General features: G+C 68.2%; 20 protein-coding genes. 3 read left to right on the top strand and 17 right to left on the bottom strand.

Annotated elements, in window-relative coordinates; genetic code table 11:
- Position 1 precedes the first annotated feature (1 nt).
- The 9 genes from GV832_RS10640 to GV832_RS10600 all read right to left on the bottom strand — a co-directional run bounded on the left by GV832_RS10640 (position 2) and on the right by GV832_RS10600 (position 12,729).
- Entirely contained in the window at positions 2–1,723 is a 1,722-nt protein-coding gene (locus GV832_RS10640) for a methyl-accepting chemotaxis protein (protein ID WP_168774842.1), read from the bottom strand.
- A 20-nt stretch (positions 1,724–1,743) separates the two neighbouring features.
- A complete protein-coding gene (locus GV832_RS10635) occupies positions 1,744–2,316 on the bottom strand; it encodes a hypothetical protein (protein WP_168774841.1) in 573 nt (190 codons plus the stop codon).
- 79 nt (positions 2,317–2,395) lie between these two features.
- Positions 2,396–3,304 carry a 5-oxoprolinase subunit C family protein gene (locus tag GV832_RS10630; RefSeq protein WP_354001949.1) on the bottom strand — a complete coding sequence of 303 codons (909 nt, stop codon included), beginning with the start codon at positions 3,302–3,304 and terminating at the stop codon, positions 2,396–2,398.
- Positions 3,301–3,921 carry a 5-oxoprolinase subunit B family protein gene (locus GV832_RS10625; RefSeq protein ID WP_168774840.1) on the bottom strand — a complete coding sequence of 207 codons (621 nt, stop codon included), beginning with the start codon at positions 3,919–3,921 and terminating at the stop codon, positions 3,301–3,303. Before GV832_RS10625 ends, GV832_RS10630 begins: the two co-directional genes overlap by 4 nt.
- On the bottom strand, positions 3,918–4,658 hold the full coding sequence (locus GV832_RS10620; RefSeq protein WP_168774839.1) for a LamB/YcsF family protein: 741 nt from the start codon (positions 4,656–4,658) through the stop codon (positions 3,918–3,920). The genes GV832_RS10625 and GV832_RS10620 overlap by 4 nt, the downstream gene beginning before the upstream one ends.
- Positions 4,659–6,424: 1,766 nt before the next feature.
- A complete protein-coding gene (locus GV832_RS10615; RefSeq protein WP_168774838.1) occupies positions 6,425–7,963 on the bottom strand; it encodes a hypothetical protein in 1,539 nt (512 codons plus the stop codon).
- Between the two features lie 96 nt (positions 7,964–8,059).
- Entirely contained in the window at positions 8,060–9,943 is a 1,884-nt protein-coding gene (locus GV832_RS10610; RefSeq protein WP_168774837.1) for a S8/S53 family peptidase, read from the bottom strand.
- 7 nt (positions 9,944–9,950) lie between these two features.
- Positions 9,951–10,943 (bottom strand): phosphatase PAP2 family protein, encoded by a 993-nt coding sequence (locus GV832_RS10605; protein WP_227754365.1) that lies wholly within the window; start codon positions 10,941–10,943, stop codon positions 9,951–9,953.
- Positions 10,944–11,079: 136 nt separating this feature from the next.
- Entirely contained in the window at positions 11,080–12,729 is a 1,650-nt protein-coding gene (locus tag GV832_RS10600) for a hypothetical protein (RefSeq protein WP_168774835.1), read from the bottom strand.
- A gap of 258 nt (positions 12,730–12,987) precedes the next feature.
- On the opposite strand from GV832_RS10600, the gene GV832_RS10595 reads away from it, so the two are divergent.
- Positions 12,988–13,134, top strand: coding sequence for a hypothetical protein (locus tag GV832_RS10595; protein WP_168774834.1), 147 nt, complete (start codon positions 12,988–12,990; stop codon positions 13,132–13,134).
- A gap of 99 nt (positions 13,135–13,233) precedes the next feature.
- Complete coding sequence (gene ilvD / locus GV832_RS10590; protein ID WP_168774833.1) at positions 13,234–15,075, top strand: dihydroxy-acid dehydratase; 1,842 nt, start codon at positions 13,234–13,236, stop codon at positions 15,073–15,075.
- 143 nt (positions 15,076–15,218) lie between these two features.
- Here the strand turns inward: ilvD and ureG are convergent, their stop codons facing one another.
- From ureG to GV832_RS10550, 8 genes are read right to left on the bottom strand one after another with little or no spacing between them, the layout of a single operon-like run.
- Positions 15,219–15,848: an urease accessory protein UreG gene (gene ureG / locus GV832_RS10585; protein WP_168774832.1), complete on the bottom strand. Its 630-nt coding sequence runs from the start codon at positions 15,846–15,848 to the stop codon at positions 15,219–15,221.
- A complete protein-coding gene (locus GV832_RS10580; RefSeq protein WP_227754364.1) occupies positions 15,845–16,555 on the bottom strand; it encodes an urease accessory protein UreF in 711 nt (236 codons plus the stop codon). Before GV832_RS10580 ends, ureG begins: the two co-directional genes overlap by 4 nt.
- Positions 16,552–17,082, bottom strand: coding sequence for an urease accessory protein UreE (locus tag GV832_RS10575; protein WP_168774831.1), 531 nt, complete (start codon positions 17,080–17,082; stop codon positions 16,552–16,554). Before GV832_RS10575 ends, GV832_RS10580 begins: the two co-directional genes overlap by 4 nt.
- Position 17,083: 1 nt before the next feature.
- Positions 17,084–18,793 (bottom strand): urease subunit alpha, encoded by a 1,710-nt coding sequence (ureC, locus tag GV832_RS10570; RefSeq protein WP_168774830.1) that lies wholly within the window; start codon positions 18,791–18,793, stop codon positions 17,084–17,086.
- On the bottom strand, positions 18,793–19,098 hold the full coding sequence (locus GV832_RS10565) for an urease subunit beta (RefSeq protein ID WP_168774829.1): 306 nt from the start codon (positions 19,096–19,098) through the stop codon (positions 18,793–18,795). Before GV832_RS10565 ends, ureC begins: the two co-directional genes overlap by 1 nt.
- Positions 19,095–19,262: a hypothetical protein gene (locus GV832_RS10560; RefSeq protein WP_168774828.1), complete on the bottom strand. Its 168-nt coding sequence runs from the start codon at positions 19,260–19,262 to the stop codon at positions 19,095–19,097. The genes GV832_RS10565 and GV832_RS10560 overlap by 4 nt, the downstream gene beginning before the upstream one ends.
- Before the next feature lie 8 nt (positions 19,263–19,270).
- Positions 19,271–19,573, bottom strand: a complete 303-nt coding sequence (locus GV832_RS10555) for an urease subunit gamma (RefSeq protein WP_168774827.1) — start codon at positions 19,571–19,573, stop codon at positions 19,271–19,273.
- Complete coding sequence (locus GV832_RS10550) at positions 19,570–20,379, bottom strand: urease accessory protein UreD (RefSeq protein ID WP_227754363.1); 810 nt, start codon at positions 20,377–20,379, stop codon at positions 19,570–19,572. The genes GV832_RS10555 and GV832_RS10550 overlap by 4 nt, the downstream gene beginning before the upstream one ends.
- 234 nt (positions 20,380–20,613) lie before the next feature.
- On the opposite strand from GV832_RS10550, the gene GV832_RS10545 reads away from it, so the two are divergent.
- A complete protein-coding gene (locus GV832_RS10545; RefSeq protein WP_168774826.1) occupies positions 20,614–21,795 on the top strand; it encodes an alpha-hydroxy acid oxidase in 1,182 nt (393 codons plus the stop codon).
- Positions 21,796–22,004: the final 209 nt, after the last annotated feature.

The raw sequence follows: 22,004 nt of genomic DNA, 5'->3' as shown, positions 1-22,004 counted from the left end.
CTCAGGCCGCCCGCACCAGCCGCGAGGCGCCCGTCCCATCGATGCGGAAGACGGCGACCATCTCGGCCAGGTTGCGCGACTGGGCCTGAAGCGCCATGCAGGACTCAGTCGTCTCCTGCGCCATGGCGGCATTTTTCTGCGTCACCTGGTCCAGCTGGCCCACCCCGATATTGATCTCGCCCACGGCGGCGGACTGTGCCCCCGCGCCCCTGGCGATGCCAGAGATCAGCTGGGTGATGTTCTGCACCCGACCGACGATCTTGGAGAGCGCCTCACCCGCGTTCGACACCAGCTCGACCCCGCGCTCGACCTGCTGGGCCGAACCGTTGATCAGCGACTTGATCTCGCGCGCGGCATCGGAGGAGCGCTGCGCAAGCGCCCGCACTTCGCTGGCCACGACGGCAAAGCCGCGCCCCGCCTCACCGGCCCGCGCCGCCTCGACCCCGGCGTTCAGGGCGAGGAGGTTGGTCTGGAAGGCGATGTCGTCGATGACGCCGATGATCGTGGAAATCTGGCCCGAGAAGCGCTTGATGTCCTGCATCGCTGCCACGGCACTCTCGACCACGGCCCCGCTTTTCGCCGCCTCAGCCTCGGCGGAGTGGACGATGCTCTCGACCTCTTGCGTGGATGTGGCGGCCGAGCGCACGTTGGAATGCAGCTCATCCATGGCGGCGGCGGTCTCTTCCAGCGTTGCGGCCTGGTTTTCGGTGCGCTGCGACAGGTGACTGGTCTGCTGGCTGATCTCGGTCGCGGAGCTTTCGATCCGCCGCGCGGTGTCGATCACGGATTTCAGCACCGAACCCAGGCGCTCCAGCGCCGTGTTGTAATTGTCGCGCAGCTCTTCATAGCCAAAGGGCAAGTCGGCGGGCAGGCGCGCCGTCAGGTCGCCCGCAGACAATTGCCGCAGGCTGGCCGAAAGCCTCTCGACGACCAGGGCCTGATCGGCCTGCCCCTGCTCTTGCTGACGACGGGCCTCCTCGGCCATGCGCAGGTTGTGGCGCATGATGTCCAGCGCCTGGGCGATCTGCCCCGCCTCGTCCCGGCGATCCTTGCCCGCGATCTCGGTGTCGAAATCGGCATTCGCCACACGTTCCACCGCCTCGGCCAGCGCGGTCAGGGGCCGCTTCAGGCTGCGGTTCAGATACCAGCCGACCAGGCCGATCAAGGTCACGAAGACCACCGCCGCCAAGAGGAACGCCCGGTTCTGCTGGGCGCCGTAAGCCGCCTCGAGCCCGGCAGAGGACCACTGGAAGACCACTGCGCCCACCAGCGCCCCTTTCTCGCCGAACAGGGCGGGAGAGGCGACGAACATGCCCGTCGCGTCCTTTTCGATCTGGCCAGAGGCGATGGCACGCTTGGCCAGAACAAGGAACAGTGCCGAAGTATCGGCATCGGGCTGGCCCAGGACGACCCCGGGCTTGCCCTCGGCGTTGAAGGTCTGCCCGCCCACCAGACGGTCGCCCATCTGCTTCTGGATGCCCAACATCGCAGCACTCAGGATATCGGGCTTGTCGAACTTGATGGCGCCCGACACATCGGCCGCCACCCCTTCCGTCGCAGCAATGGCCAAGTCCTGCAGCCCGTTGCGCGCCACATCCTTCAGCAGGCTGGCGGCATTGAAGGTTACCACGCCTGCCACCAGGGCCGTCGTGAGGGCCACAGCCACCAGGCACTTCTGATAGATGGTCAGGCCCTTGCGGGGCGGGGCATTCGACTTGGTCATATCACCGTCCTTGAACAGGATTACATCAGGGACTCGGCATTGACCCCGACGGTCAGCGTGCCGATGACCTCGCCCGTGGCCGGATCGGTGATCGAGATGGAGATCTGGCCGGAATAGATCTGGGTCGATTCATCCAGCTCGACATCCGAGAACAGAACCCCGTCCTTGCCCTTGGGGAAGACCTCGGAGAACTTGGGCTCGTCGCCCTGCCACATGTCGGAGGTCGGCTCGGACACGGCGACATTCAGACCCTTGGCATCGGTGACGAAAGCCTCCGTCACGGCGCCGCCCGAAGCCTCGACCTGGGCGCGCAGGAAATCGGAAGCTGCGTTGGTCAGAACCGGCGTGATCGTGGGCGTGTCGGAGGTCCCGACCTCTGCCTTCCAGGCGGCGTCGAGCTCGTCGATCTTGGCCTGGTCGAAGGCGGCGCGTTCGGCATTGGCGGCCTTGATCGCATCGACCAGGGCGGCATTCTCGGCCCAGGGGCGGATCGAGGCGTTCAGATAGGCCTCTTCCGCGGCCTTGAAGTCGGCGGCGGCGGCCACGGTGGCGATCAGGGCGAAGGGCAGGAGAGCGGAGACGCGACGGAACATGGAAGCCTCATGATTGACCAAAAGTCGCGGAGATGCCGCGATTCAAGGCACAGATTCGCAGGCCCAGCTTTCCAACCGATTAATCCCGCCCCGTCTTGGGCAAAATTCTTTGCAGGCGCTCAATACCGAGCGCCTGTTCAGGTGTAACCGGGGCAAAGCGCAGCCGGTCGCCGGGGCGCAGACGGGCGGCGGCGTCAAGGTCGGCATCGATCACGGTGGCGATCTTGGGATAACCCCCGGTGGTCTGGTGATCGGCCATCAGGATCGAGGCCACGCCGGCGCCATTGACCTGCACCGACCCGCGCAGCAGGGGCTCGGAGGGGATCGAGAGGGCGCCTTCCGGTGGCAGATGCGGGCCCGTCAGGCGCAGGCCCATGCGGTCGATGGCGGGCGACAGGGTGAAGCTTTCCGAAAAGATCGCGGTCAGCGAAGTGCGCGAGAAGAACCGGTCCTGCGGCCCCGGGGTGGCCCGCAGTATCGAACGGGGGCGGGCGGTGACCGGGCAAGGGATCGCGGTCTCGGGCAGGGTCCGGGGCGTCTCGATGGTCAGGATCTGGCCCGTGGTCAGGCGCCCTCCGCCAAGGCCGGAGGGGCCGTGGGTGGCCTGCGCGCCAAGCCAGGTCGACGCCTGGATCCGTCCCGCCACGGCGACATAGGTCCAGGCCCCCCAGAAGCCGGGGCGAAGGCGCAGGGTCTCGCCCCGCCGCAGCGTCAGGACCTGCCAGGAGGTCCCCTTGCCGCGGTGCTCGGCGATGAACCCGCCCCCCGCGATGGCCAGGGTCACATCCTCGTCCAGGTTCTGCAGGGCCAAACCGCCGAGCGAGACCTCGATGGCGGCGCCCTCGGCCCCGATCGCCCCCTGTGCCAGGCGAAAGGCCAGACGGTCCATCGGGCCCGAGGCCGGGACTCCAAACCGCAGATGCCCCGGGCGGCCCTGGTCCTGCAAGGTCACATGAGGCCCCGCGAAGAGGACTTTCAGCCGGGTCACGGGACGAACCTGATGGCGTCGCCCACGGCGAAGCGGAAGGGGCGGGCGGGGTCATCGGTCAGGACTTTCGTCTCGGTATGGCCGATGATCCACCAGCCGGTGGGCATGGTCAGCGTGGTGATCAGGCACTGGCCCCCGGCGATGATCACCGAACCCGCAGGCACGTCGCGGACGGGCGCAGGTTTGCGGTCCAGCCGCAGCGCGGCGGGCAGGCCACCCAGATAGGCATAGCCCGGGGCGAAGCCGTAGAGACAGACCTTGTAGTCGCCGCTGGCATGGGTCCGGGCGACCTCTGCCGGGGTCAGGCCGGTCTGGCGCGCCACCTCGGCCAGGTCGGGGCCGTCATAGGTCACCTGGATGTCATGGCTCTGGCCCGTCCTGGTCAGCGGCGGGGCCCGGAGAGCACGGAGATGTGTTTCGATGGCGGCGGGGTCGGTGCGCATCGGGTCGAAGGTGATCAGCAGGTTGACGAAGGCCGGGACGGTCTCGACCAGGCCCTCGAAGGGCCGGGCCTGCAGGGCGGCATCAAGGCCCAGGACCTCGGCATGGGCTGCCTCGCTGATCGTGTCGGCGAACGCGACCAGCACGGCATGGCCGGCGATGGGGCGCAGGATCATGCGAAGGGGGCGAGGGTCACGCCCTCGGCCATCAGGCGGGCCCGCAGCGCCCGGGCCAGGTCCAGCGCCTCGGGGCTGTCGCCATGGATGCAGATGGACTGGGCTTGCAGGCGGATCGGGGCTTCGGTGGTGGGCATGAGGCCGGTCTTCAGGAAGCCGAGAAGACGGTCGACGGCAGCGGCGCCGTGGAGCATCGCGTCGCTGCGGGACCGGGGCACGAGGCGCCCGTCGGGCAGATAGGCGCGGTCGGCGAAGATCTCGGAAAAGACCTTGTGACCGGCCCGGCGTGCGGCTTTCTCCTGCTCGGTGCCCGAGATGGCCAGGAGCGGCAGATCGGGGGGGAGGGCTGCGACCAGCGCCTCGGCGACCTCGGCGCTTTCGGCGGCGAGGTTGGCCAGCGCGCCATGGGCCTTGACATAGGCGACCCTGGTGCCCGCCAGCCGCGCGATGCCCTGAAGCGCGCCGATCTGCGCCGCGACCATCCGGGTGATCTCGGCCGGCGCCATGGGGATGACACGGCGGCCAAAGCCCAGGGGGTCGGCGTAACCGGGATGGGCGCCCACCGTCACCCCCCGCGCTCGGGCCAGGCAGAGGGTGCGATACATGGTCTCGGGGTCGCCCGCATGGCCGCCACAGGCCACGTTGGCCGAGGTCACGAGCGACAAAAGCTCGGCATCGGGGCCCATGGTCCAGGGGCCATAGGCCTCGCCCAGGTCGGAGTTGAGATCGATCTGCATGGGGCGATGGAAGCGGAAGCGGGGGCGTTAAGCAAGGGGGAAGTGGCGAGGCGGCCTTCCGGGGCCGAGGGAGGCCGCCGGGGGATCAGGGCGGCGTGGTTCCTGGTGATCGGCCAAGGCCGAAAAGCCCCCGTGTCAAGGAACGCAGGCAAACGGCCACGCATCGGCTTTGCCAAGTGATGCGGTCCCTGGCTCCACCAAGCGGAAGCGGAGCGGGCGCACCGCTCTCCGGCCTTTCCCGGCAGTCCTTTGGGACCTTGGTGAGAGGGTTGGCGCAATGTCGCCCAGCGCCCTGCCCGTCGCCGCGCGCCGGGCCTTGCGCGCCTTGAAGCAGTGCCACCCCAATCCTTTGGCCCTGGTCGCACCATTCGTCCCGGGGCATTCCGCCTGGGCAAAGGCTCATCGGCGCGAGCCTCTCCTGGTCCCCGGATCGACCAACCACCCCTCGGGCGGCTCCAGACTGGCTGGAAGCGACGCCTCGGGGCGCGAGGCTGCCGCGCCCCGAGGCAAGGGGCTTTCGGCAGGGCAAGGACTTTCGTCACGGGGGCGACCTCATGCCTGGCGGGTGGACGAACCCTGGCCGCAGCGCCAAGGCGCCCGGCGAGGAACCGCTCAAAGGGCAAGAGGCAGCCCGGGCCCTATCGGCAGTTCAGAGCCACCGCCGCGCCACGCGGAGTGGCAGTGGCACCAGCGCGCCCTCCGCGTGGCGGGAGGCCTTCCAGACGGAAGCCCTCCTACCAGATGCGGCGCTCGACATGGTTTCAGGAGGGATTGCGTCAGGCTGGGGAGCAGCAGAGGGGCATGGGCAGCGAGGGAGGCCGGCAGCTTGCCGTGACAGGTCCCACGCGGGATGCGCCCGTTCTGCGGTCCCTCCTTGGCAGTCCGTTGCGGGCAAGGACGGGGCAAGGGGGCGCCGCGCCTCCTGCGGCCAGGTCATGCCGACAGGGTCCTTCCGGGCAACGCGGGGTCGCCCCCGTCGCGGTCGATGCGAGGAGGGCAGCCTGGCAGGGCGGCGCACATGGCTCCCCGCGTCGCGGTCATCGCTAGAGAAGGGAAAGCTCACAGGGCGGCGCACATGGCTCCCCGCGTTGGGTTCATCGCGAGGGGGGGGAAGCCTCGCAGGCCATGGCGTCACGCCGCCCGGTGATGGTCCGGCGAGGTGAAGACCCGGGGCGCCCGCTGGAACCACCCCCCGGGCCCGCGTCGCGTGAGCCATCGGCCCAAGAGCGGTCCCTGCTGTCGCTTCCGGACAGGGGCGGAAGGCGGGGACTTTCGCAGCAAAGCGAGAGCTGGGCTGACGCGGTCACTTCAGGCCCCGGAGGGCAGCGCGCATGGCTCCCTGCGTCGCGGGTCATCGCGAGAAAAGGGAAAGCTCGCAGGGCGGCGCATATGGCTCCCCGCGTCGCGTTCATCGCGAGAGAAGGGAAAGCTCACAGGGCGGCGCACATGGCTCCCCGCGTCGCGGTCATCGCAAGGGAAGAAGCCTCGCATGCCTTGGCGTCACGCCGCCCCAGTGATGGTCCGGCGAGGTCAAGACCCGGCGCGCCCGCGTCGAGCTGGTCTGCGGCGAGGGTATCCTCGGTGCCTTGGAGGTCGATCCGTCTTGGGGCCAAATTCGCGCGCCCTCCCGGGGAAAGGGGCCCTCCCAAGGCCCCTCGCAGGGAGCCTGGGCCCCGATCACACCCGGCGGCTTGGCCGCAGCGCGGGCGCAGCGCTGCTGTCTCCTGCCGGATTGCATCCTGCAACGCCCCCCTGCGCGGTCTCGCTCAGGCGATCCGGCGCAGGGGGGCGGGAGACGCGCTCGGCTGCGGACCCAGCACCTGCAACAGGGTCGTGGCCTGGGTCTCGGCATGGATCAGCGCGGTCACCTGGCGTTCGACGCACAGGGCGATGTGCTCGGCCGTCTGGGTCAAGGGCGCCCCCATGCCAGCCCCTGCCTCCAAGGGTCGCGGCCCTTGCACAAGCGCCACGATCCGCCCGGTTTCGTCCTGAAGCGCCCTGCCATCGGCCAGGGCATGGCGCAGCGTCTCTTGCAACTGCTGCGCCGACTGGGCGGCGGCTTCGACCTGGGCCGTGCCGCCCCCCGGGGCCGTCATCATCGCAAGGGCGGCAAACCTCTGCCGCAACCGTTCGGGCAGGTCGGAGCGCGGCGCCCTGCCCTGCCCCAGCGCATCGAGCGAGGCCAGGACCGCCGTCTGGCCGGCCGAGATTCGCACCAGCGCCGAGGTCAGCCGTCCGGAGAGATTGCCATGGACCCAGGCGGCGGGCAGAACCTCGTCCCCCGCCATCTGCTCGGCCAGGCGCACCGCCCCCTCAAGCCCGCGCCCGATCCGGGACAGGGCCAGCGTCACCGCGCCAAACCCCAGGATCAGCGCCAGGTCAGCCAGGACCACCAGCGTCATCTGCGAGCCCAGGGCCGTCTCTTGCGCGGCCGCCTCGATCGCACGGCGCCCGGTCTGGAACAGCGCGGCCAGGCTGTCCAGCGTCTCGAGCCGCTGACGATCCAGCGGACGCAGCTGATCTGCGAAGATCGCCGAGGCCGTCTCGTCCGCGCCATCGCGCAACAGGGCCTCGATCTCCTGGTCCATGAGGCCGAGTTCGGCCACCATCGCCTGAAGCGGCGCAAGGCCCGGGCTCGGCTCCAGCGCCAGGTCCTGAAGCGCCACCACCAGGTTGCCATGCGCCAGGGCCGCCGCGGTCAGCTGGCCGGTGATATTGGCCGGCTCGGGCCGCAAAAGCGCGTTCTTCTGCGCCGCCGCCAGCGCGTTCAGCGCCGCCTCGGCCTCGGAGGCGACGAGCGACTTGCCGGTCTGCGCCGCCACGACCCGCAAGCCTGCGATGAGCTCTGCGCGCAGGCCCGGCATCTCGATCGTGGCAAGGTCGGTGGCCCGTCCCAGCGCGTTGCGGGCCGAGATCGACACCACCCTCTGGCGCAGGTCGGCCGCCTGGCGGACCTGGTGCGACAGGTCGGCAACCAAAGCCGCCTCTGCCCCCTGGGCGAGGGTTGCCAGCCTGGCCAGCGCCAGCGCCTCCCGCGTGTCGGCGGCCAGGAGTTCGGCGGCGATGCGCGACTTTTCCGCCCCGGTTCGGGCGGAGAGATGCGCCTGGACCAGGCCCTGCGCCTCATGCGTGATGGCGCGCAGGACGGCCATGGCGTCGACGGCGGTTTCCTGTCTTTGACCGACCTCTGCCGCCTGGCGGACCTGATCGCGCAGCGTTATCGAGGACAGGACCGTCACTGTCCCCATCACCCCGGCCATCAGCACGAAGGCCAGGAAAAGCTTGGCACGAGGGGACATGGGCATGAGGCTCTCCTGATCGTTCAAGAGGCACTATGGCGACGTCAAGGTTAACATGAGGTTTAGAACAAAAAGCGAAAGAGGGGGCCGCAGCCCCCTCCGTCAAAGCCGAAGCTGGCCCAGGCGGTCGACCAGGTCCGGCGGCACCGGGGCGCCGGTCAGAAGATCGGCGCCATTGCCCGCAGGAACCTCGGTCAGAAGCGCGAGGGCCAGGGCCGCCGCCACCTTGGGCGCGGCGGAAGAGGTCCCCGACTGCGCCACCACCCCCGCGCCCTGCGCCGTCCAGGACAGGACCCCGGGCCGCGCCACGCCCCGATCCGCCGTGGCCGAGACATCGACCCCGCGGCCCACCCCCGCCGAGGAATAGCGCGAAGGCCGTGCCAGGCTGTCGATGCTGCCCCCGACGTTCAGCGACACGGCCTGCGTCGCCAGCCCGTTCAGCCCGTCCATCCGGCAAAGCATCGAGCCGTTGTCCTTCTGTCCCGGTGCTCCGGTGGCGTCATAGGGTTCGTAACAGGGGTCCAACAGCCGCGACTGCCGCGCGCCGGTGCGGCCCTGGGGCTGGTCCTCGTCGCGCTGGATGCGGATTTGCACCACCCCTGTCGCCGTCGCGGGCCTGCGCACGGCGATCCGCCATTCCCCGGCGGGCGCCGGGCCATGGGGCATCGGCGGCAGGGCCTTGGCCTCGGTGGGGGCAAGGCAGAAGCTGGCCCGCCACCTTGTGCCGCGCGGGCAGTCCAGCATGGCCAGCCCCACGGTCCGCCCCGCCACGGTCACATCCTGCCACCCCGGCGCGGCCAGGGTCGTCACCGTCCCATCCGGAGCGGTCAGGCTGACCTCGTATCCTTGCGGTCCGCCCGGCAGCCAGACCTCGGCGAAAGACGAGGTCATGTCGCAGGGCGGGGCAAACCAGCGCAACGCCGCCTGGCCATCGACGAAGTGCCGGTCCTCGATCCGCGCGGCAAGCTGGTCGGTGAACATGTTGCCCGAGGGCAGGACCAGCAGCGTCGGCGCCAGGGTCCGGCGGGCTTCGATGATCTCGGCCAGCGCGGCCTCGATCGGAGAGGTCCCGTCATGCGGCCCGCCCGACCACCCCAGCGAGATGTTCAAGACGACGGGCACATGGGTCAGCCCATGCGCCGCCGCGATCCGGTCGGCGCGGTCGAAGACGTAATGCACCGCCGCCAGAAGGAACATGTCGGTGCCGAAGCCCGAAGTGTCCCACAACGCCGTGGCAGGCAGGTCGACGCCGATCAGCCGGACATTGCCGGGCCCCTGTGCCGCCGTGCCCAGCACATGGGTCCCATGCGCCACGCGGCGCGCCAGGGGCATCGGCGGACGGTTGGCGCCGCCCAGGAGCCCCGCCTCGCGGTAGAGCGCCTCTGCATCGCCGGCGTCGATCTGCTCCCTGGTGAACTCGCGCCCGAAGAGCACGGTTTCACCCTCGCGGGACAGGGCCGATTGCGACCAGCAATAATCCATCCGGGTCTGGCCACCCGCCCGCAGGCGACGGTCGGCAAAGGCGATGCCGTGGTCGATCACCGCCAGCACGCTCAGCGGCGCGCCGGGGGGCTGGCTTGGTGTCGCCGCCGTCGGAGGCTGGGGCTTCGCATTCAGCGTCTCGGACCGGACCGGGAAGTTCAGCCGCAGATGCCGGGCGCCTTCACGCGGCAGGCGGCCAAGCAGCTCGGCCAGCCGGGAGGGGTTGTGCTCTTCCAGCGCGGTCTGGCCCTGGGGCGTCAGAAGCAGGGGCAGGAAATGCGGCCGAAAGCCTCCCGCGCTCCACAGCGTCGGGAAGCGCGGCTGCATGGTGATGCCGTCGTGGTTCAACAGATTGGCCACGGCGGTCAGGGGATTGCCGACCGGGTTCGGGAACTCGGCCAGGCAAGAGAGGCTGGGCTGGGTGTCCAGCCAGAGGCCCGGCAGGTCGTAATGCTTGCCGGGCCCGAAGAGCCAGCGCTCATGGGGTCCAAGGGGATAGGGCATCTGCGCCTCACAAGCCGAATTCGGCGGCGGCCTGGGACCAGAGCCAGCCCAGAAGCGGGTCGGGCTCCACCCCGATGGGCGTGCCTGCGGGCGTGGCGGTCCAGAGCGCATGGGTCTCTTCGTAGAGATAGTCCTTGCCGGGCGCCAGGTTCGGGTCAAAGGGCCCGAGGTCGGCCAGCGTGCCCCCCGTCGTGCCCATGGCCACGAGGGCCCGGCCGATCTGAAGGCCCATGCGGGCCCCGGCGGCGGAATCCATCGGGTAATGCACCCCCGCCACGGTGCGGTTGACCGCGATGCGCTGCGCCGCGCGGTAGCAGAGGTCGACGCGGATATCGGCATCGGGGAAATGGCCCGGGTTGGCGCGGATCAGGGCCTCGCAGACCACGGCCAGGGCCATGGCCTGGGTCGCATGGCCCGAGGGGAAGGCACCATGCCCCGGCGTGCCGATCAGGGCGGCGACACGGACATCGATCTCGGCCGGCCGGCGGACGGCGAAGACGTGTTTGGGCACCATGGTCGCAGGCCCTGCGATCGTGGGGACCAGGGCCAAGAGCTCCAGCGTCCTGGGATTGCGCGCCGAGGTCAGGCCCAGGAGATGGCCGAAATAGGCCGCGAAAGCGTCCATCTGGCTGAAGACTTCGGCCGAGCGGTCGCCGCGCTGATCGGCATAGAACCGCACGATGTCGCATTGCGGCGCGAGCGTCGCATCGGTCGGACGGTAAAGCGTCACCAGCGCATTGCCGCTCCAGGTCAGGCTGACATGGGTGCCAGCGGGGTCCACCGCATGGCCCAGCTGCCGCGCGACGGCCTGCTGGATCAAGAGGGCCCGCACCTCGGGCGCCCAGCGCCGCATGTTGGCGGCAGAGTTCGGGGTCAGCTGCGTGATCCCGGCGGCAGGCAGAGGGTCAAGCCCCGCCGCATGCAGGATCGCCTCGGCGGCCGACTGCTGGCCCGCCTCGGCCCCGGGGCCCGCCGCCCCCATCCCGTGCATGCCGTGCATTCCGTGCATCCCATGCATGCCATGCATCCCATGCATACCATGCATACCATGCATACCGTGCATTCCATGCATGCCGTGCATCCCGTGCATGCCATGCATTCCGTGCATCGTTCCCAATGTCGTCATTCAATCCTCCTCAGGTCAAACCAGCGTCCAAAAGCGAAGAAATCACCCGTTGACCGATCTTGGCATCGGCAGCGGGATGGGTGCGGCGGTATTGCGCCACGGAAAATCCAGGCTGGCGGCGCTTCATCTCGGCCGCCGCGGAACGGGCCTCTTCGCCCCGCCCCAGTTGGTTCAGCGCGCAGATCTTCACCCGCAAGGACGAAGAGTGACGGTCGTTGCGCTGCAAGGAGCGGTCGGCGAAACTCAGCGCCTTGCCCCAGTCCTCGGCGGCCAGGTAGGCGGTAGAGGCCATGCTGTCGTAGAAATAGCCGAAGGGATCGACCGGAGAGAGCCGGAGCGCCTGTTCGGTGCGCTCGACCGCCTCGGCCCCATCGTCGCGATAGGCGGCAAGGACGCCCGACAGAAGCCAGGCGATGCTTTCGTTGGGGTTCAGGTCCAGCGCGGCATGAAAGCGCGCCCCGGCGGTGTCGAGCCGCTGGAAGAGGTTGTTCATCACCACCCCGTCGATGGTCAGGGCAAAGGTATTGTCGGGGTCGATGTTCAAGGCCTGCTCGGTGCAAGACATGGCGCGGCCCGCATCGCGCAGGGTGTCATCCGACCAGCCGTTGAAGATCGACATGACATACCATTCGGCCAGCCAGGCATGGGCCTCGGGCACATCGGGGGCGCGGCGGATCGCCTCTTCGATCAGCTCGCGCGATTTCGAGAAGGAGGAGAGCCGCAGCTCGTGCATCATCCCGATCCCGGCAATCAGCGGATGGTGATCGGCCAGGGCCTTCAGGCTGCGCCCGCGCGCCTGGGCGACCGCCTCGGTCGCCACCGTCCGCCCGACCGACCGCACGATCTCGGCCACGGCTTCGGCGTCGGGCGTCAGGAAATCGGCCATCTTGCCTTGCGTCTGCCGGGTCCAGAGGATCCGCCCCGAGGCCACGTCGATGCAATCGGCATCCAGCACGATGCGATCCCCCAGGACCCGCAGGCTGCCCGTCACCGCGTAATCGACCCCAAGCGCCCGGCGCAGGCGCTGGGTGTCGGGCCGCTGGCCACTGATCTCGCGCGAGGAAAGATGCGAGATGACGCTCAGGAGCGGGCTGCGGGAAAGCGCCCGGCAGATCTCTTCGGCCAGCCAGTCGCCGAGGACGGTGTGGATCGCCTCTCCGGCCACCAGGCGAAAGGGCAGGATCGCGATGGCGGGCAGGATGGAACGGGCGGCGGGCGCGGGCGCCGCCTGGCCGCGCAAGAGCGCGAAATACTGGTCGGGCGATTGGCGGATGCCTTGCAGCCAGTGATTGAAGTCGTCGTCCTTGATGTCGATGCCCTCAAGGAACTCGCCCGCCCCCGGCGCCCCGGTGAATTCGACCTTCGACAGGTCAAGCGTGATCTCGGTATTGTCGACGCGCAGCACCTGGTCGAAGGTCCCCGCCATCTCGGTCCTGAGCTTTGAAAGCGCGGTGCGCAGCGACTGGCGCCCGCCGTCATGGGCCGAGGCGCCCCAGAGCATGTTCAACAGCCAGACCCGCGTCCGCCTGCCGCCATTGGCCGTGGCGAGAAGGGCAAAGAGCGCGCGATGCTTGGCAGGCTTGATCTCGAAGGCGCCGCCCGGACCCTTGCCCTGCACGCTGCAAGCCCCAAAGAGGTTGATCTGCAAAATCCTGGTCATCGTCCGCCCAATCCCGATGACGGGACTGTGACCTCAGCCCGGCCACCGGGCAAGACCTTTGACGTTTTTTTAACAGGCAGATTCGCAGACTGAAGCGACGGTTTCCCCTGATTGCGGGGCGAAAGGTCAATGACAGGATTTGAGATGCGCGATGGGTCCGGTATTGTCGGTGATGCTGCAAGGGGGGCGACAGTGAAGGGCCCCAAGAGGGTTCGGGACGTCGCGGATTTTCAGAATCGCTGGGCAGAGTTTCGCCCCGTGGCCTCGGGTGCCCTGCATGTCACGGGGCTGAGCCCGGCGCAGACCGACTGCCTTGGCTGGATGATCGAGGTGATGGACCGCATCGCCCCTCGCGACCTCGAGGGGGCCTGGCCTCCGGCAGAGGGTCCGGATGGCGGCGCCTGAGGGCGGGGAGACGCAAAGGCCGGGGCAGGCAAACGCGATGGGCCCTTGAAACCTTGGTCGTAAAGCGCGATGTGAAAGCGGCTGATCAGGAGGTTTCCCATGCCGCATTACCGTTCCCGCACGACGACCCATGGCCGCAACATGGCCGGAGCCCGTGGCCTTTGGCGCGCGACGGGGATGAAGGATGGCGATTTCGGCAAGCCGATCATCGCCGTGGTGAACAGCTTTACCCAGTTCGTCCCGGGCCATGTGCATCTGAAGGACATGGGCCAGCTTGTCGCCCGCGAGATCGAGAAGGCCGGCGGTGTGGCCAAGGAGTTCAACACCATCGCGGTGGATGACGGCATCGCCATGGGCCATGACGGGATGCTCTATTCCCTGCCCTCGCGCGAGTTGATCGCGGATTCGGTCGAATACATGGTCAATGCCCATTGCGCCGATGCCATGGTCTGTATTTCCAACTGCGACAAGATCACCCCCGGCATGCTGATGGCCGCCATGCGGTTGAACATCCCCGTGGTCTTCGTCTCGGGCGGTCCGATGGAGGCCGGCAAGGTCGTCATCAAGGGCAAGGAAGTGGCGCTGGACCTCGTCGATGCCATGGTCTCGGCGGCGGATGAAAGCTATTCGGATGAAGAGGTCGAGGCCATCGAGAAGGCCTCTTGCCCGACCTGTGGCTCCTGTTCCGGCATGTTCACCGCCAATTCGATGAACTGCCTGACCGAGGCACTGGGTCTGTCCTTGCCGGGCAATGGGTCCACCTTGGCGACCCATGCCGACCGCAAGCGGCTCTTCGAAGAGGCCGGTCACCTGATCGTCGAGATCACCAAGCGCTGGTATGAGGGCGAGGATGCTTCGGTCCTGCCGCGCAACATCGCGACGAAAGAGGCCTTCGAGAACGCCATGGCGCTGGATATCGCCATGGGGGGCTCGACCAACACGATCCTGCACGTCCTGGCCGCGGCCCATGAGGGCGGGGTGGATTTCGACATGGAGGATATCGACCGCCTGTCGCGCAAGGTGCCCTGCCTCTGCAAGGTCGCGCCCGCCAAGCAGGATGTCCATATGGAGGACGTCCACCGCGCGGGCGGGATCTTTGCGATCCTGGGTCAGCTGGACGCGGCGGGGCTGTTGCACCGTGAAGTGCCGACGGTCCATGCGCGGTCCTTGGGGGCGGCCATCGACAATTGGGATATCTCGCGCACCAACAAGGAAGAGGTGCGGCAGTTCTTCATGGCGGCCCCGGGCGGGGTGCGCTCGGCCACGGCCTTTACCGCCACGGGGCGCTTTGCCGACCTGGACCTGAACCGGGAGACGGGCGTGATCCGTTCGGCCAAGACGCCGTTTTCCAAGGATGGTGGACTGGCGGTCCTGTCGGGCAATATCGCCATCGACGGCTGCATCGTGAAGACGGCGGGGGTGGACGAGTCGATCCTGGTCTTCTCGGGGCCTGCGAAGGTGTTCGAGAGCCAGAACGCGGCGGTCGAGGCGATCTTGTCCAACAAGATCGTGGCGGGCGATGTCGTGGTGATCCGTTACGAGGGGCCGAAGGGTGGCCCGGGCATGCAGGAGATGCTTTATCCCACGAGCTATCTGAAGTCGAAGGGTCTGGGCAAGGCCTGCGCGCTTCTGACCGATGGGCGCTTCTCGGGCGGGACCTCGGGTCTTTCGATCGGCCATGTGAGCCCGGAGGCGGCCAGCGGCGGGACCATCGGCCTGGTGAAGGATGGCGATTTCATCGACATCGACATTCCGAACCGCAAGATCTCGCTGCGGGTCTCGGAGGAGGAGCTGGCGACGCGCCGGGCTGCACAGGATGTGGCCGGGTGGAAGCCCGCAAAGACGCGGCCGCGCAAGGTGAGCCAGGCGCTGAAGGCCTATGCGATGTTCGCCGCCTCGGCCGATCGTGGGGCTGTGCGGATTCTGCCGGGCGAGGAATGAGCGGGTCCGGTTGGTTTCGAAGGCATTTCATGCCTTTGAAACCAACCGGAGGAAGCGGGGGGCTGCCGCCCCCCCGCACCCCCCTGCCCAAAGGGGCCCACGGGCCCCTTTGGAAACCCCGTGGATATTTGGGCAGTGTGAAATCAGGCGGCCTTGGGCTTTAGCTCGAGGCCGCCTTCTTGTTCGAGGAAGGCCACGATGGCGTCTAGCCCCAGGCCCTTGCGTACCTGGGCCATGACATAGGGTTTCGTGCCACGGGCGCGCTTGGTATCCTCTTCGAGGAGCACCGGATCGACGCCGACATGGGGGGCGAGATCGGTCTTGTTCACCACCAGGAGGTCGGACTTGGTCACTCCGGGGCCCTTCTTGCGCGGGATGTCCTGACCGGCGGCCGTGTCGATGATATAGATGCTGAGGTCGGCCAGTTCCGGCGAGAAGGTGGCCGAGAGGTTGTCGCCTCCGCTCTCGATCAGGATCAGGTCGAGGTCGGGGAACTCCCGCCGCAGATCGGCCACGGCGGAGAGGTTGATCGAGGCATCCTCGCGGATCGCCGTATGGGGGCAGCCGCCGGTTTCCACGCCCCGGATCCGGTCAGAGGGCAGGACCTGGGCGCGGGTCAGGTAATCGGCATCCTCGCGCGTGTAGATGTCATTGGTGATCACCGCCATGGAACAGCGATGGGCCAAGGCGCGGCAGAGCATCTCGGTCAGCGAGGTCTTGCCCGCGCCGACCGGGCCGCCGATGCCGACTTTCAGAGGGCCATTCAGGGTCATGAGCGGAATATCCTTGGTTGCAGGGTTTCATGCGCCATGGCGGCGAGATCGGCCGCCAGGTGGGCCGAGGTGAGCTCGGGGGCGCTTTGGGCCTGGGTGACGATCAGGGGCGCGAGGCGGGCCATCAGCCTTTGGCCCAGGGTCGCCGAGAGCGGCAGAAAGCGCACCGCCGCCGAGGTCAGCTGGGCGGCGAGGGAGTGGAGGTAGAGCGCCAGGACCTCCGTGTCCGGCAAAGGCAGGGAGGAGGTCGCGGCCCCCAAGGCCACGGGATAGGGCAGGTCGGGGATGTCCAGCCCCAGGGCCCGGGCGCAGGCGGCGAAGGCGGCGCCCTGGTCGCGCAGCTCCTCGGCGCGTTCGCGGGCGGGGGCATAGGCCAGGGCCAGAGCCGCCAGGGCCGCAAGGTCGGCCCCGGGCGCGCGGGCCTGGGCGATCAGGGCCATGTCGATCCGGGCGGAGCCAAAGAGGATGACGCCCTCGATCCAGTCCTGCAAAGTCTCCACATCATGGACCCTGCCCGACGCCATGGCGACCTCCAGCCCCTGGGAATAGGCATAGGAGCCAATCGGAAAGGCGGGCGACAGGAGCTGGGTCAGAAGCAGGCGGGCCTCCGACACGGAGAGGCGAATCCGGGAGGGATCGAGGACTTCGGCCAGGGAGCCAACCTCTGCGTCCGGAGGCTCTGCACCATGGGGGGATGCTTCGGTCATGGCTTGGCGAAGGGGAAGAGCGCCACGGGGGCATGGGGGTCGAAGGCGGGGGCGTGGCCGTGGTCATGGCCCCCATGACTGTGACCAAGCGTGCGCCCATGGCCATAGGCGCCGCCTTCGGGGGTGAAGGGCTCGATGGCGCGCGAAAGGCCCGCGCCCAGTTGGGCCAGCATGGCCTCGATCACATGGTCCTGGCGGATCAGGAGCCGCGTGGGCTCGATCTGGCAGGGCGTGTGGCGGTTGCCGATGTGCCAGGCCAGCCGCGCGAGGTCGCCCGTGACGACGACGACCGGCTCTTCGGCGGCGATGACCTCGATCAGGCGGCCATCGTCCAGCTCGAAACAGTCGCCGTGGTTCAGCGAAAGGGTCTCGGCCAGGTTGACCATGACGCTGATGTCATGGGCGGTGACCAGGCGTTTGCGGCGCAGGAAGCGCTCGTCATAGGTCAGGGTCACGACGTCATGGGCAATCCGCCCGCCCAGGTCGGGCTGGCGGATCACCTGGCGGGCGGTGTTCAGAAGGCTCATGTCAGTACAGGAAATAGCGTTGGGCGAGGGGGAGCGACTTGGCGGGCTCGCAGGTCAGAAGCTCGCCATCGGCGCGGACCTCGTAGGTTTCGGGGTTCACCTCGATATGGGGCTTGGCCGAGTTGTGGATCATCGAGGACTTGCCGATCTTGCGGGTGCCTTCCACCGGAAGCGTCGATTTCGCCAGCCCCAAGGCGGCGCCCAGTCCATCGGCCTGCGCGGCCTGGGAGATGAACAGCACCGCGTTGCGCTCCACCGCACGGCCCATGGCGCCGAACATCGGGCGGGAATAGGTGGGCTGCGGGGTGGGAATGGAGGCGTTGGTGTCGCCCATCTGGGCGCAGGCGATCATGCCGCCGATCAGGACCATCTCGGGCTTGGCGGCGAAGAAGGCGGGGAACCAGAGGACCAGGTCGGCGCGCTTGCCGACCTCGATCGAGCCGATGTGGCGGCTCATGCCCTGGGCGATGGCCGGGTTGATCGTGTATTTCGCGATATAACGCTTGGCGCGGACATTGTCGTTGTCGCCGGTCTCTTCCGCGAGGCGCCCGCGCTGGACCTTCATCTTGTGGGCGGTTTGCCAGGTGCGGGTGATGACCTCGCCCACGCGGCCCATGGCCTGGCTGTCCGAGGACATGACCGAGAAAGCGCCCATGTCATGCAGGATATCCTCGGCGGCAATGGTCTCACGGCGGATGCGGCTTTCGGCAAAGGCCACGTCCTCGGGGATCGACTGGTCCAGGTGGTGGCAGACCATCAGCATGTCGAGATGCTCTTCGATCGTGTTGACCGTATAGGGCATGGTCGGGTTGGTCGACGAGGGGATGACGTTTTCCGAAGACACCACCTTGATGATGTCGGGCGCATGGCCTCCGCCCGCGCCTTCGGTGTGGAAGGCATGGATCGTGCGGCCGGCGATGGCGGCCATGGTGTTTTCCACGAAGCCCGATTCATTCAGCGTATCGGTGTGGATCATCACCTGCACATCCATGTCATCGGCCACCGAAAGGCAGCAGTCGATGGCGGCGGGGGTCGTGCCCCAATCCTCGTGCAGCTTCATGGCGCAGGCGCCGGCCTTCACCATCTCCACCAGGGCCTCGGGGCGGGAGGCATTGCCCTTGGCGGAAAGGCCGAAGTTCATGGGCAGCCCGTCCAGGGCCTGCAGCATGCGTGCCAGGTGCCAGGGGCCGGGAGTGCAAGTCGTGGCGAGCGTCCCATGCGCAGGCCCCGTGCCGCCACCCAGCATGGTCGTGATGCCCGAATGCAGCGCATCCTCGACCTGGCCCGGAGCGATGAAGTGGATATGGGCGTCAAAGCCCCCGGCGGTCAGGATCTTGCCCTCTCCCGCGATGATCTCGGTCGAGGGGCCGATGATGATGGTGACGCCCGGCTGGGTGTCCGGATTGCCCGCCTTGCCGATGCCCGAGATGCGCCCGTCCCTCAGCCCCACATCGGCCTTGTAGATGCCCGAGTGATCGAGGATCAGCGCATTGGTGATGACCGTATCGGCCGCCCCCCCTGCCCTTGTGACCTGGCTCTGTCCCATCCCGTCGCGGATCACCTTGCCGCCGCCGAACTTGACCTCTTCGCCATAGGTCGTCAGGTCGCGCTCGACCTGAATGATGATCTCGGTGTCGCCCAGGCGGACCTTGTCGCCCGTGGTCGGCCCATACATTGCCGCATAATCGGCGCGGGAAATCCGGTTGGCCATCAGAGGTCTCCCATCACTTTGCCGTTGAAGCCGTAGACACGGCGGAGCCCGCCATAGGGCACGAGGCGCACTTCGCGGCTTTGGCCGGGCTCGAAGCGGACGGCGGTGCCTGCGGGGATATCCAGGCGCTGGCCCCTTGCGGCCTCGCGGTCGAAGGAGAGCCCCGGATTGGTCTCGGCGAAGTGGTAATGCGAGCCCACCTGGATCGGACGGTCGCCGGTATTGGCCACCATCAGCACGGTGACCGGGGCGTCGGAGTTCAGCTCGATCTCGCCCTCCGGCGTGAAGACCTCGCCCGGGATCATCGCCGCACCTTCACGGCGACATAGACCACTGCCGCCACGGCCAGAGCCATCAACAGCAGGTGGTCGGGCTCGGTCAGGAGATGCAACAGGCCCGCATGCGAATGGTCGCCCTGGTGAGCGAAGGCGGGCGCGGGGATCAGGGCAAAGAGGGACAGACGCTTCATTTCGGGCCTCAACGGATCGGGTGATGGACGGTCACGAGCTTGGTGCCGTCGGGGAAAGTGGCTTCGACCTGGACGGAGTGGATCATCTCCGGGATGCCCTCCATGCATTGTTCGGCCGTGATGACATGGGCGCCGGCCTGCATCAGGTCCGAGACGCTGCGGCCATCCCGCGCGCCCTCGACGACGAAATCGGTGATCAGCGCCACGGCCTCGGGGTGGTTCAGCTTCACGCCGCGCGCAAGGCGGCCCCGGGCGACCATGGCGGCGACGGAGACAAGGAGCTTTTCCCGCTCACGGGGGGTCAGGTTCATGGGGTTCCTCCGCTGGCCCAGACGCGCGGCAGGGCGCGGCCGGAGAGTTGGGTGATGACGGCGGCCATCTGGCGCCGCAGGGCAAAGCCGCTGGAGGCGGCGATCCGGATCAGGGCGCGGCCGTCCCAGGCCGAGAGCTCCAGCCGCGCGCCCTCGGTCTGGGGCGGGCGGGGGATATCCTCGGCGCCCCGGGCCACCAGGGCCAGGACGCCAAAGGCCGTGGCGCCGCCCAGCAGGACGGGGCGCGAGAGCGTCTCGGGCGAGAGCATCTGCCCCTCGGCCCAGACCGGCACGCCATCGCGGCGGATCATGCGGCTGTCCGTCAGCCGCGCGCGGGTCAGGGTCTCGCCCATGGCATGACGGCCCAGGACAAGGCTTTCGCAGAGAAGGACCTCGGCCTCGCCCGAAAGGTCGATTTCGGTGGAGCGGGTCAGGTGGCTGTCCTGGAAAAGGATGGTCTCTTGCGGCAGCCAATGGAGGCTTGCCGCCTGAACCCTGGCGCGGAAGCAGACCTGGGCGGCGGGGCCCGGCGACTGATAGGCGCGCTCGGCCGTCTGGGTCGTGGCGGAAAGCTTCGTGCCGGGGGCAAGGTCGAGCGAAAGCTCGAGCAGGTCGCCGCCCGTCAGGCCTCCGGAGGTGTTCAGAAAGACCAACTCCGGGCGGTCGCCCGCGACGCGGGGCAGAAGCACCTTGGCCGAGCCCTGCTGGCGGAGGTCGGCCAGCCGCGTGCCCCCCTTGAGCGCAAAGGCAGCATGGGCGCGGCCCTTGGCGCGCTGCATCGGGATGAGGGGGGCGGCGTCCAGCATCTGTCCTCCGGTTCGGGGGAAGGATTGCGCCCTGTCCCGCCACAGGGCCAGAGCCGGGGAAAGCCGGGGGCGGGCTTGCCCCTGCGGTGCGGGGATGCCGCCCAAAATTGCGGCAAGTCGCCCGGAAAAGCGGCGCAAAAAGATCGGCGCCCGGGTGGAAACCGTTCCACGCGGCCTCTGGTCCTTGGCTTCGGGGCCAGCTAACATGCCAGTCACCCGCGCTTCGGAGGCCCCATGTCCCTGCTGTCAGATCCCGTCATCACCTGCATCGAAGACCTCAAGCGGCTGCACAAGCGGCGCGTGCCCAAGATGTTCTGGGATTATTGCGAGAGCGGCAGCTATACCGAGCAGACCTTCCGCGACAATGTCAGCGACTTTGCCCGGCTGCGCTTCCGGCAAAAGGTCGCGGTGGATATGTCGAACCGGACGATTGCCTCGACGATGGCCGGGGAGAAGGTCTCGATGCCCGTGGCCCTGGCGCCGGTGGGCCTGACGGGGATGCAATGCGCCGATGGCGAGATCAAGGCGGCACGGGCGGCAGAGGCCTTCGGCGTGCCCTTCACGCTCTCCACCATGTCGGTCTGTTCCATCGAGGATGTGGCGGCGCATACGACCAAGCCCTTCTGGTTCCAGCTTTACGTGATGAAGGATTGGGATTTCGTCGGCGCGACGCTGGAGCGGGCGAAGAAGGCGGGGGTCTCGGCCCTGGTCCTGACCTTGGACCTGCAGCTCCTGGGTCAGCGCCACAAGGATCTGAAGAACGGGCTTTCGACGCCGCCGAAGCCGACGCTCGCCAATATCATCGACATCGGGTTCCGCTGGCGTTGGGCCCTGGGGATGGCCGGGACCAAGCGGCATCACTTCGGCAATATCGTGGGGCACGCGAAGGGGGTGTCGAACCTCTCGTCCCTGTCCTCCTGGACGGCCGAGCAGTTCGACCCGCAGCTCGACTGGGGCAAGATCGCGCGGATCCGCGACATGTGGGGCGGCAAGCTGATCCTGAAGGGCATCCTGGACGAGGAAGACGCCCGCAAGGCCGCCGATTTCGGCGCGGCGGCGATTGTCGTGTCGAACCATGGCGGGCGGCAGCTGGACGGGGCCTTGAGCTCGATCCGGCGCTTGCCGGGGGTGGCGCGGGCGGTGGGCGACAAGGTCGAGGTCTGGATGGACAGCGGGATCCGCTCGGGCCAGGACGTGTTGAAAGCGCGGGCCATGGGGGCGCATGGGGTGATGATCGGGCGGGCCTTCGTCCATGGCCTGGGGGCCATGGGAGAGCGCGGTGTGACCAAGGCGCTTGAGGTCATCGGCAAGGAGATCGACACGACCATGGCGCTCTGCGGCGAGCGGGATATCGCGAACTTCGGCGCCCATAACCTGATGATTCCGGCGGATTTCGAGGGCGACTGGAAGGCCTGAGCGCCGATCTGGCGGCGACCCCAAGGGCCTGTGCCCCGCGCCACCTGCGGTGCAGAGATGAAGGTCGACCCGGTCTCGGGCAACGCTTGGGGGACGCCCCCCTTCAAGAAGATAGGGCCTGCCAGAATGCCTTTCGAAGAAAGGCATTTTGGACACGGCCGGGGGGCGGAGGCGGGGGGGCGCGCCCGGCCCATGCGGGCCGGGCGCGC

The organism is Stagnihabitans tardus (assembly GCF_009925085.1).
Lineage (GTDB): Bacteria > Pseudomonadota > Alphaproteobacteria > Rhodobacterales > Rhodobacteraceae > Stagnihabitans > Stagnihabitans tardus.
The sequence above is the reverse complement of the archived record's forward strand: the minus strand, read 5'-3'. Positions and strand labels throughout refer to the sequence as shown.

Excerpts from the sequence above, each read along its gene's own strand:
- GV832_RS10640 (WP_168774842.1), bottom strand. The coding sequence starts at position 1,723 with ATGACCAAGTCGAATGCCCCGCCCCGCAAGGGCCTGACCATCTATCAG.
- GV832_RS10635 (WP_168774841.1), bottom strand. The coding sequence starts at position 2,316 with ATGTTCCGTCGCGTCTCCGCTCTCCTGCCCTTCGCCCTGATCGCCACC.
- GV832_RS10625 (WP_168774840.1), bottom strand. The coding sequence starts at position 3,921 with ATGATCCTGCGCCCCATCGCCGGCCATGCCGTGCTGGTCGCGTTCGCC.
- GV832_RS10620 (WP_168774839.1), bottom strand. The coding sequence starts at position 4,658 with ATGCAGATCGATCTCAACTCCGACCTGGGCGAGGCCTATGGCCCCTGG.
- GV832_RS10615 (WP_168774838.1), bottom strand. The coding sequence starts at position 7,963 with ATGCCCATGTCCCCTCGTGCCAAGCTTTTCCTGGCCTTCGTGCTGATG.
- GV832_RS10610 (WP_168774837.1), bottom strand. The coding sequence starts at position 9,943 with ATGCCCTATCCCCTTGGACCCCATGAGCGCTGGCTCTTCGGGCCCGGC.
- GV832_RS10605 (WP_227754365.1), bottom strand. The coding sequence starts at position 10,943 with ATGCACGGCATGCACGGGATGGGGGCGGCGGGCCCCGGGGCCGAGGCG.
- GV832_RS10600 (WP_168774835.1), bottom strand. The coding sequence starts at position 12,729 with ATGACCAGGATTTTGCAGATCAACCTCTTTGGGGCTTGCAGCGTGCAG.
- ilvD (WP_168774833.1), top strand. The coding sequence starts at position 13,234 with ATGCCGCATTACCGTTCCCGCACGACGACCCATGGCCGCAACATGGCC.
- ureG (WP_168774832.1), bottom strand. The coding sequence starts at position 15,848 with ATGACCCTGAATGGCCCTCTGAAAGTCGGCATCGGCGGCCCGGTCGGC.
- GV832_RS10580 (WP_227754364.1), bottom strand. The coding sequence starts at position 16,555 with ATGACCGAAGCATCCCCCCATGGTGCAGAGCCTCCGGACGCAGAGGTT.
- GV832_RS10575 (WP_168774831.1), bottom strand. The coding sequence starts at position 17,082 with ATGAGCCTTCTGAACACCGCCCGCCAGGTGATCCGCCAGCCCGACCTG.
- ureC (WP_168774830.1), bottom strand. The coding sequence starts at position 18,793 with ATGGCCAACCGGATTTCCCGCGCCGATTATGCGGCAATGTATGGGCCG.
- GV832_RS10565 (WP_168774829.1), bottom strand. The coding sequence starts at position 19,098 with ATGATCCCGGGCGAGGTCTTCACGCCGGAGGGCGAGATCGAGCTGAAC.
- GV832_RS10560 (WP_168774828.1), bottom strand. The coding sequence starts at position 19,262 with ATGAAGCGTCTGTCCCTCTTTGCCCTGATCCCCGCGCCCGCCTTCGCT.
- GV832_RS10555 (WP_168774827.1), bottom strand. The coding sequence starts at position 19,573 with ATGAACCTGACCCCCCGTGAGCGGGAAAAGCTCCTTGTCTCCGTCGCC.
- GV832_RS10550 (WP_227754363.1), bottom strand. The coding sequence starts at position 20,379 with ATGCTGGACGCCGCCCCCCTCATCCCGATGCAGCGCGCCAAGGGCCGC.
- GV832_RS10545 (WP_168774826.1), top strand. The coding sequence starts at position 20,614 with ATGTCCCTGCTGTCAGATCCCGTCATCACCTGCATCGAAGACCTCAAG.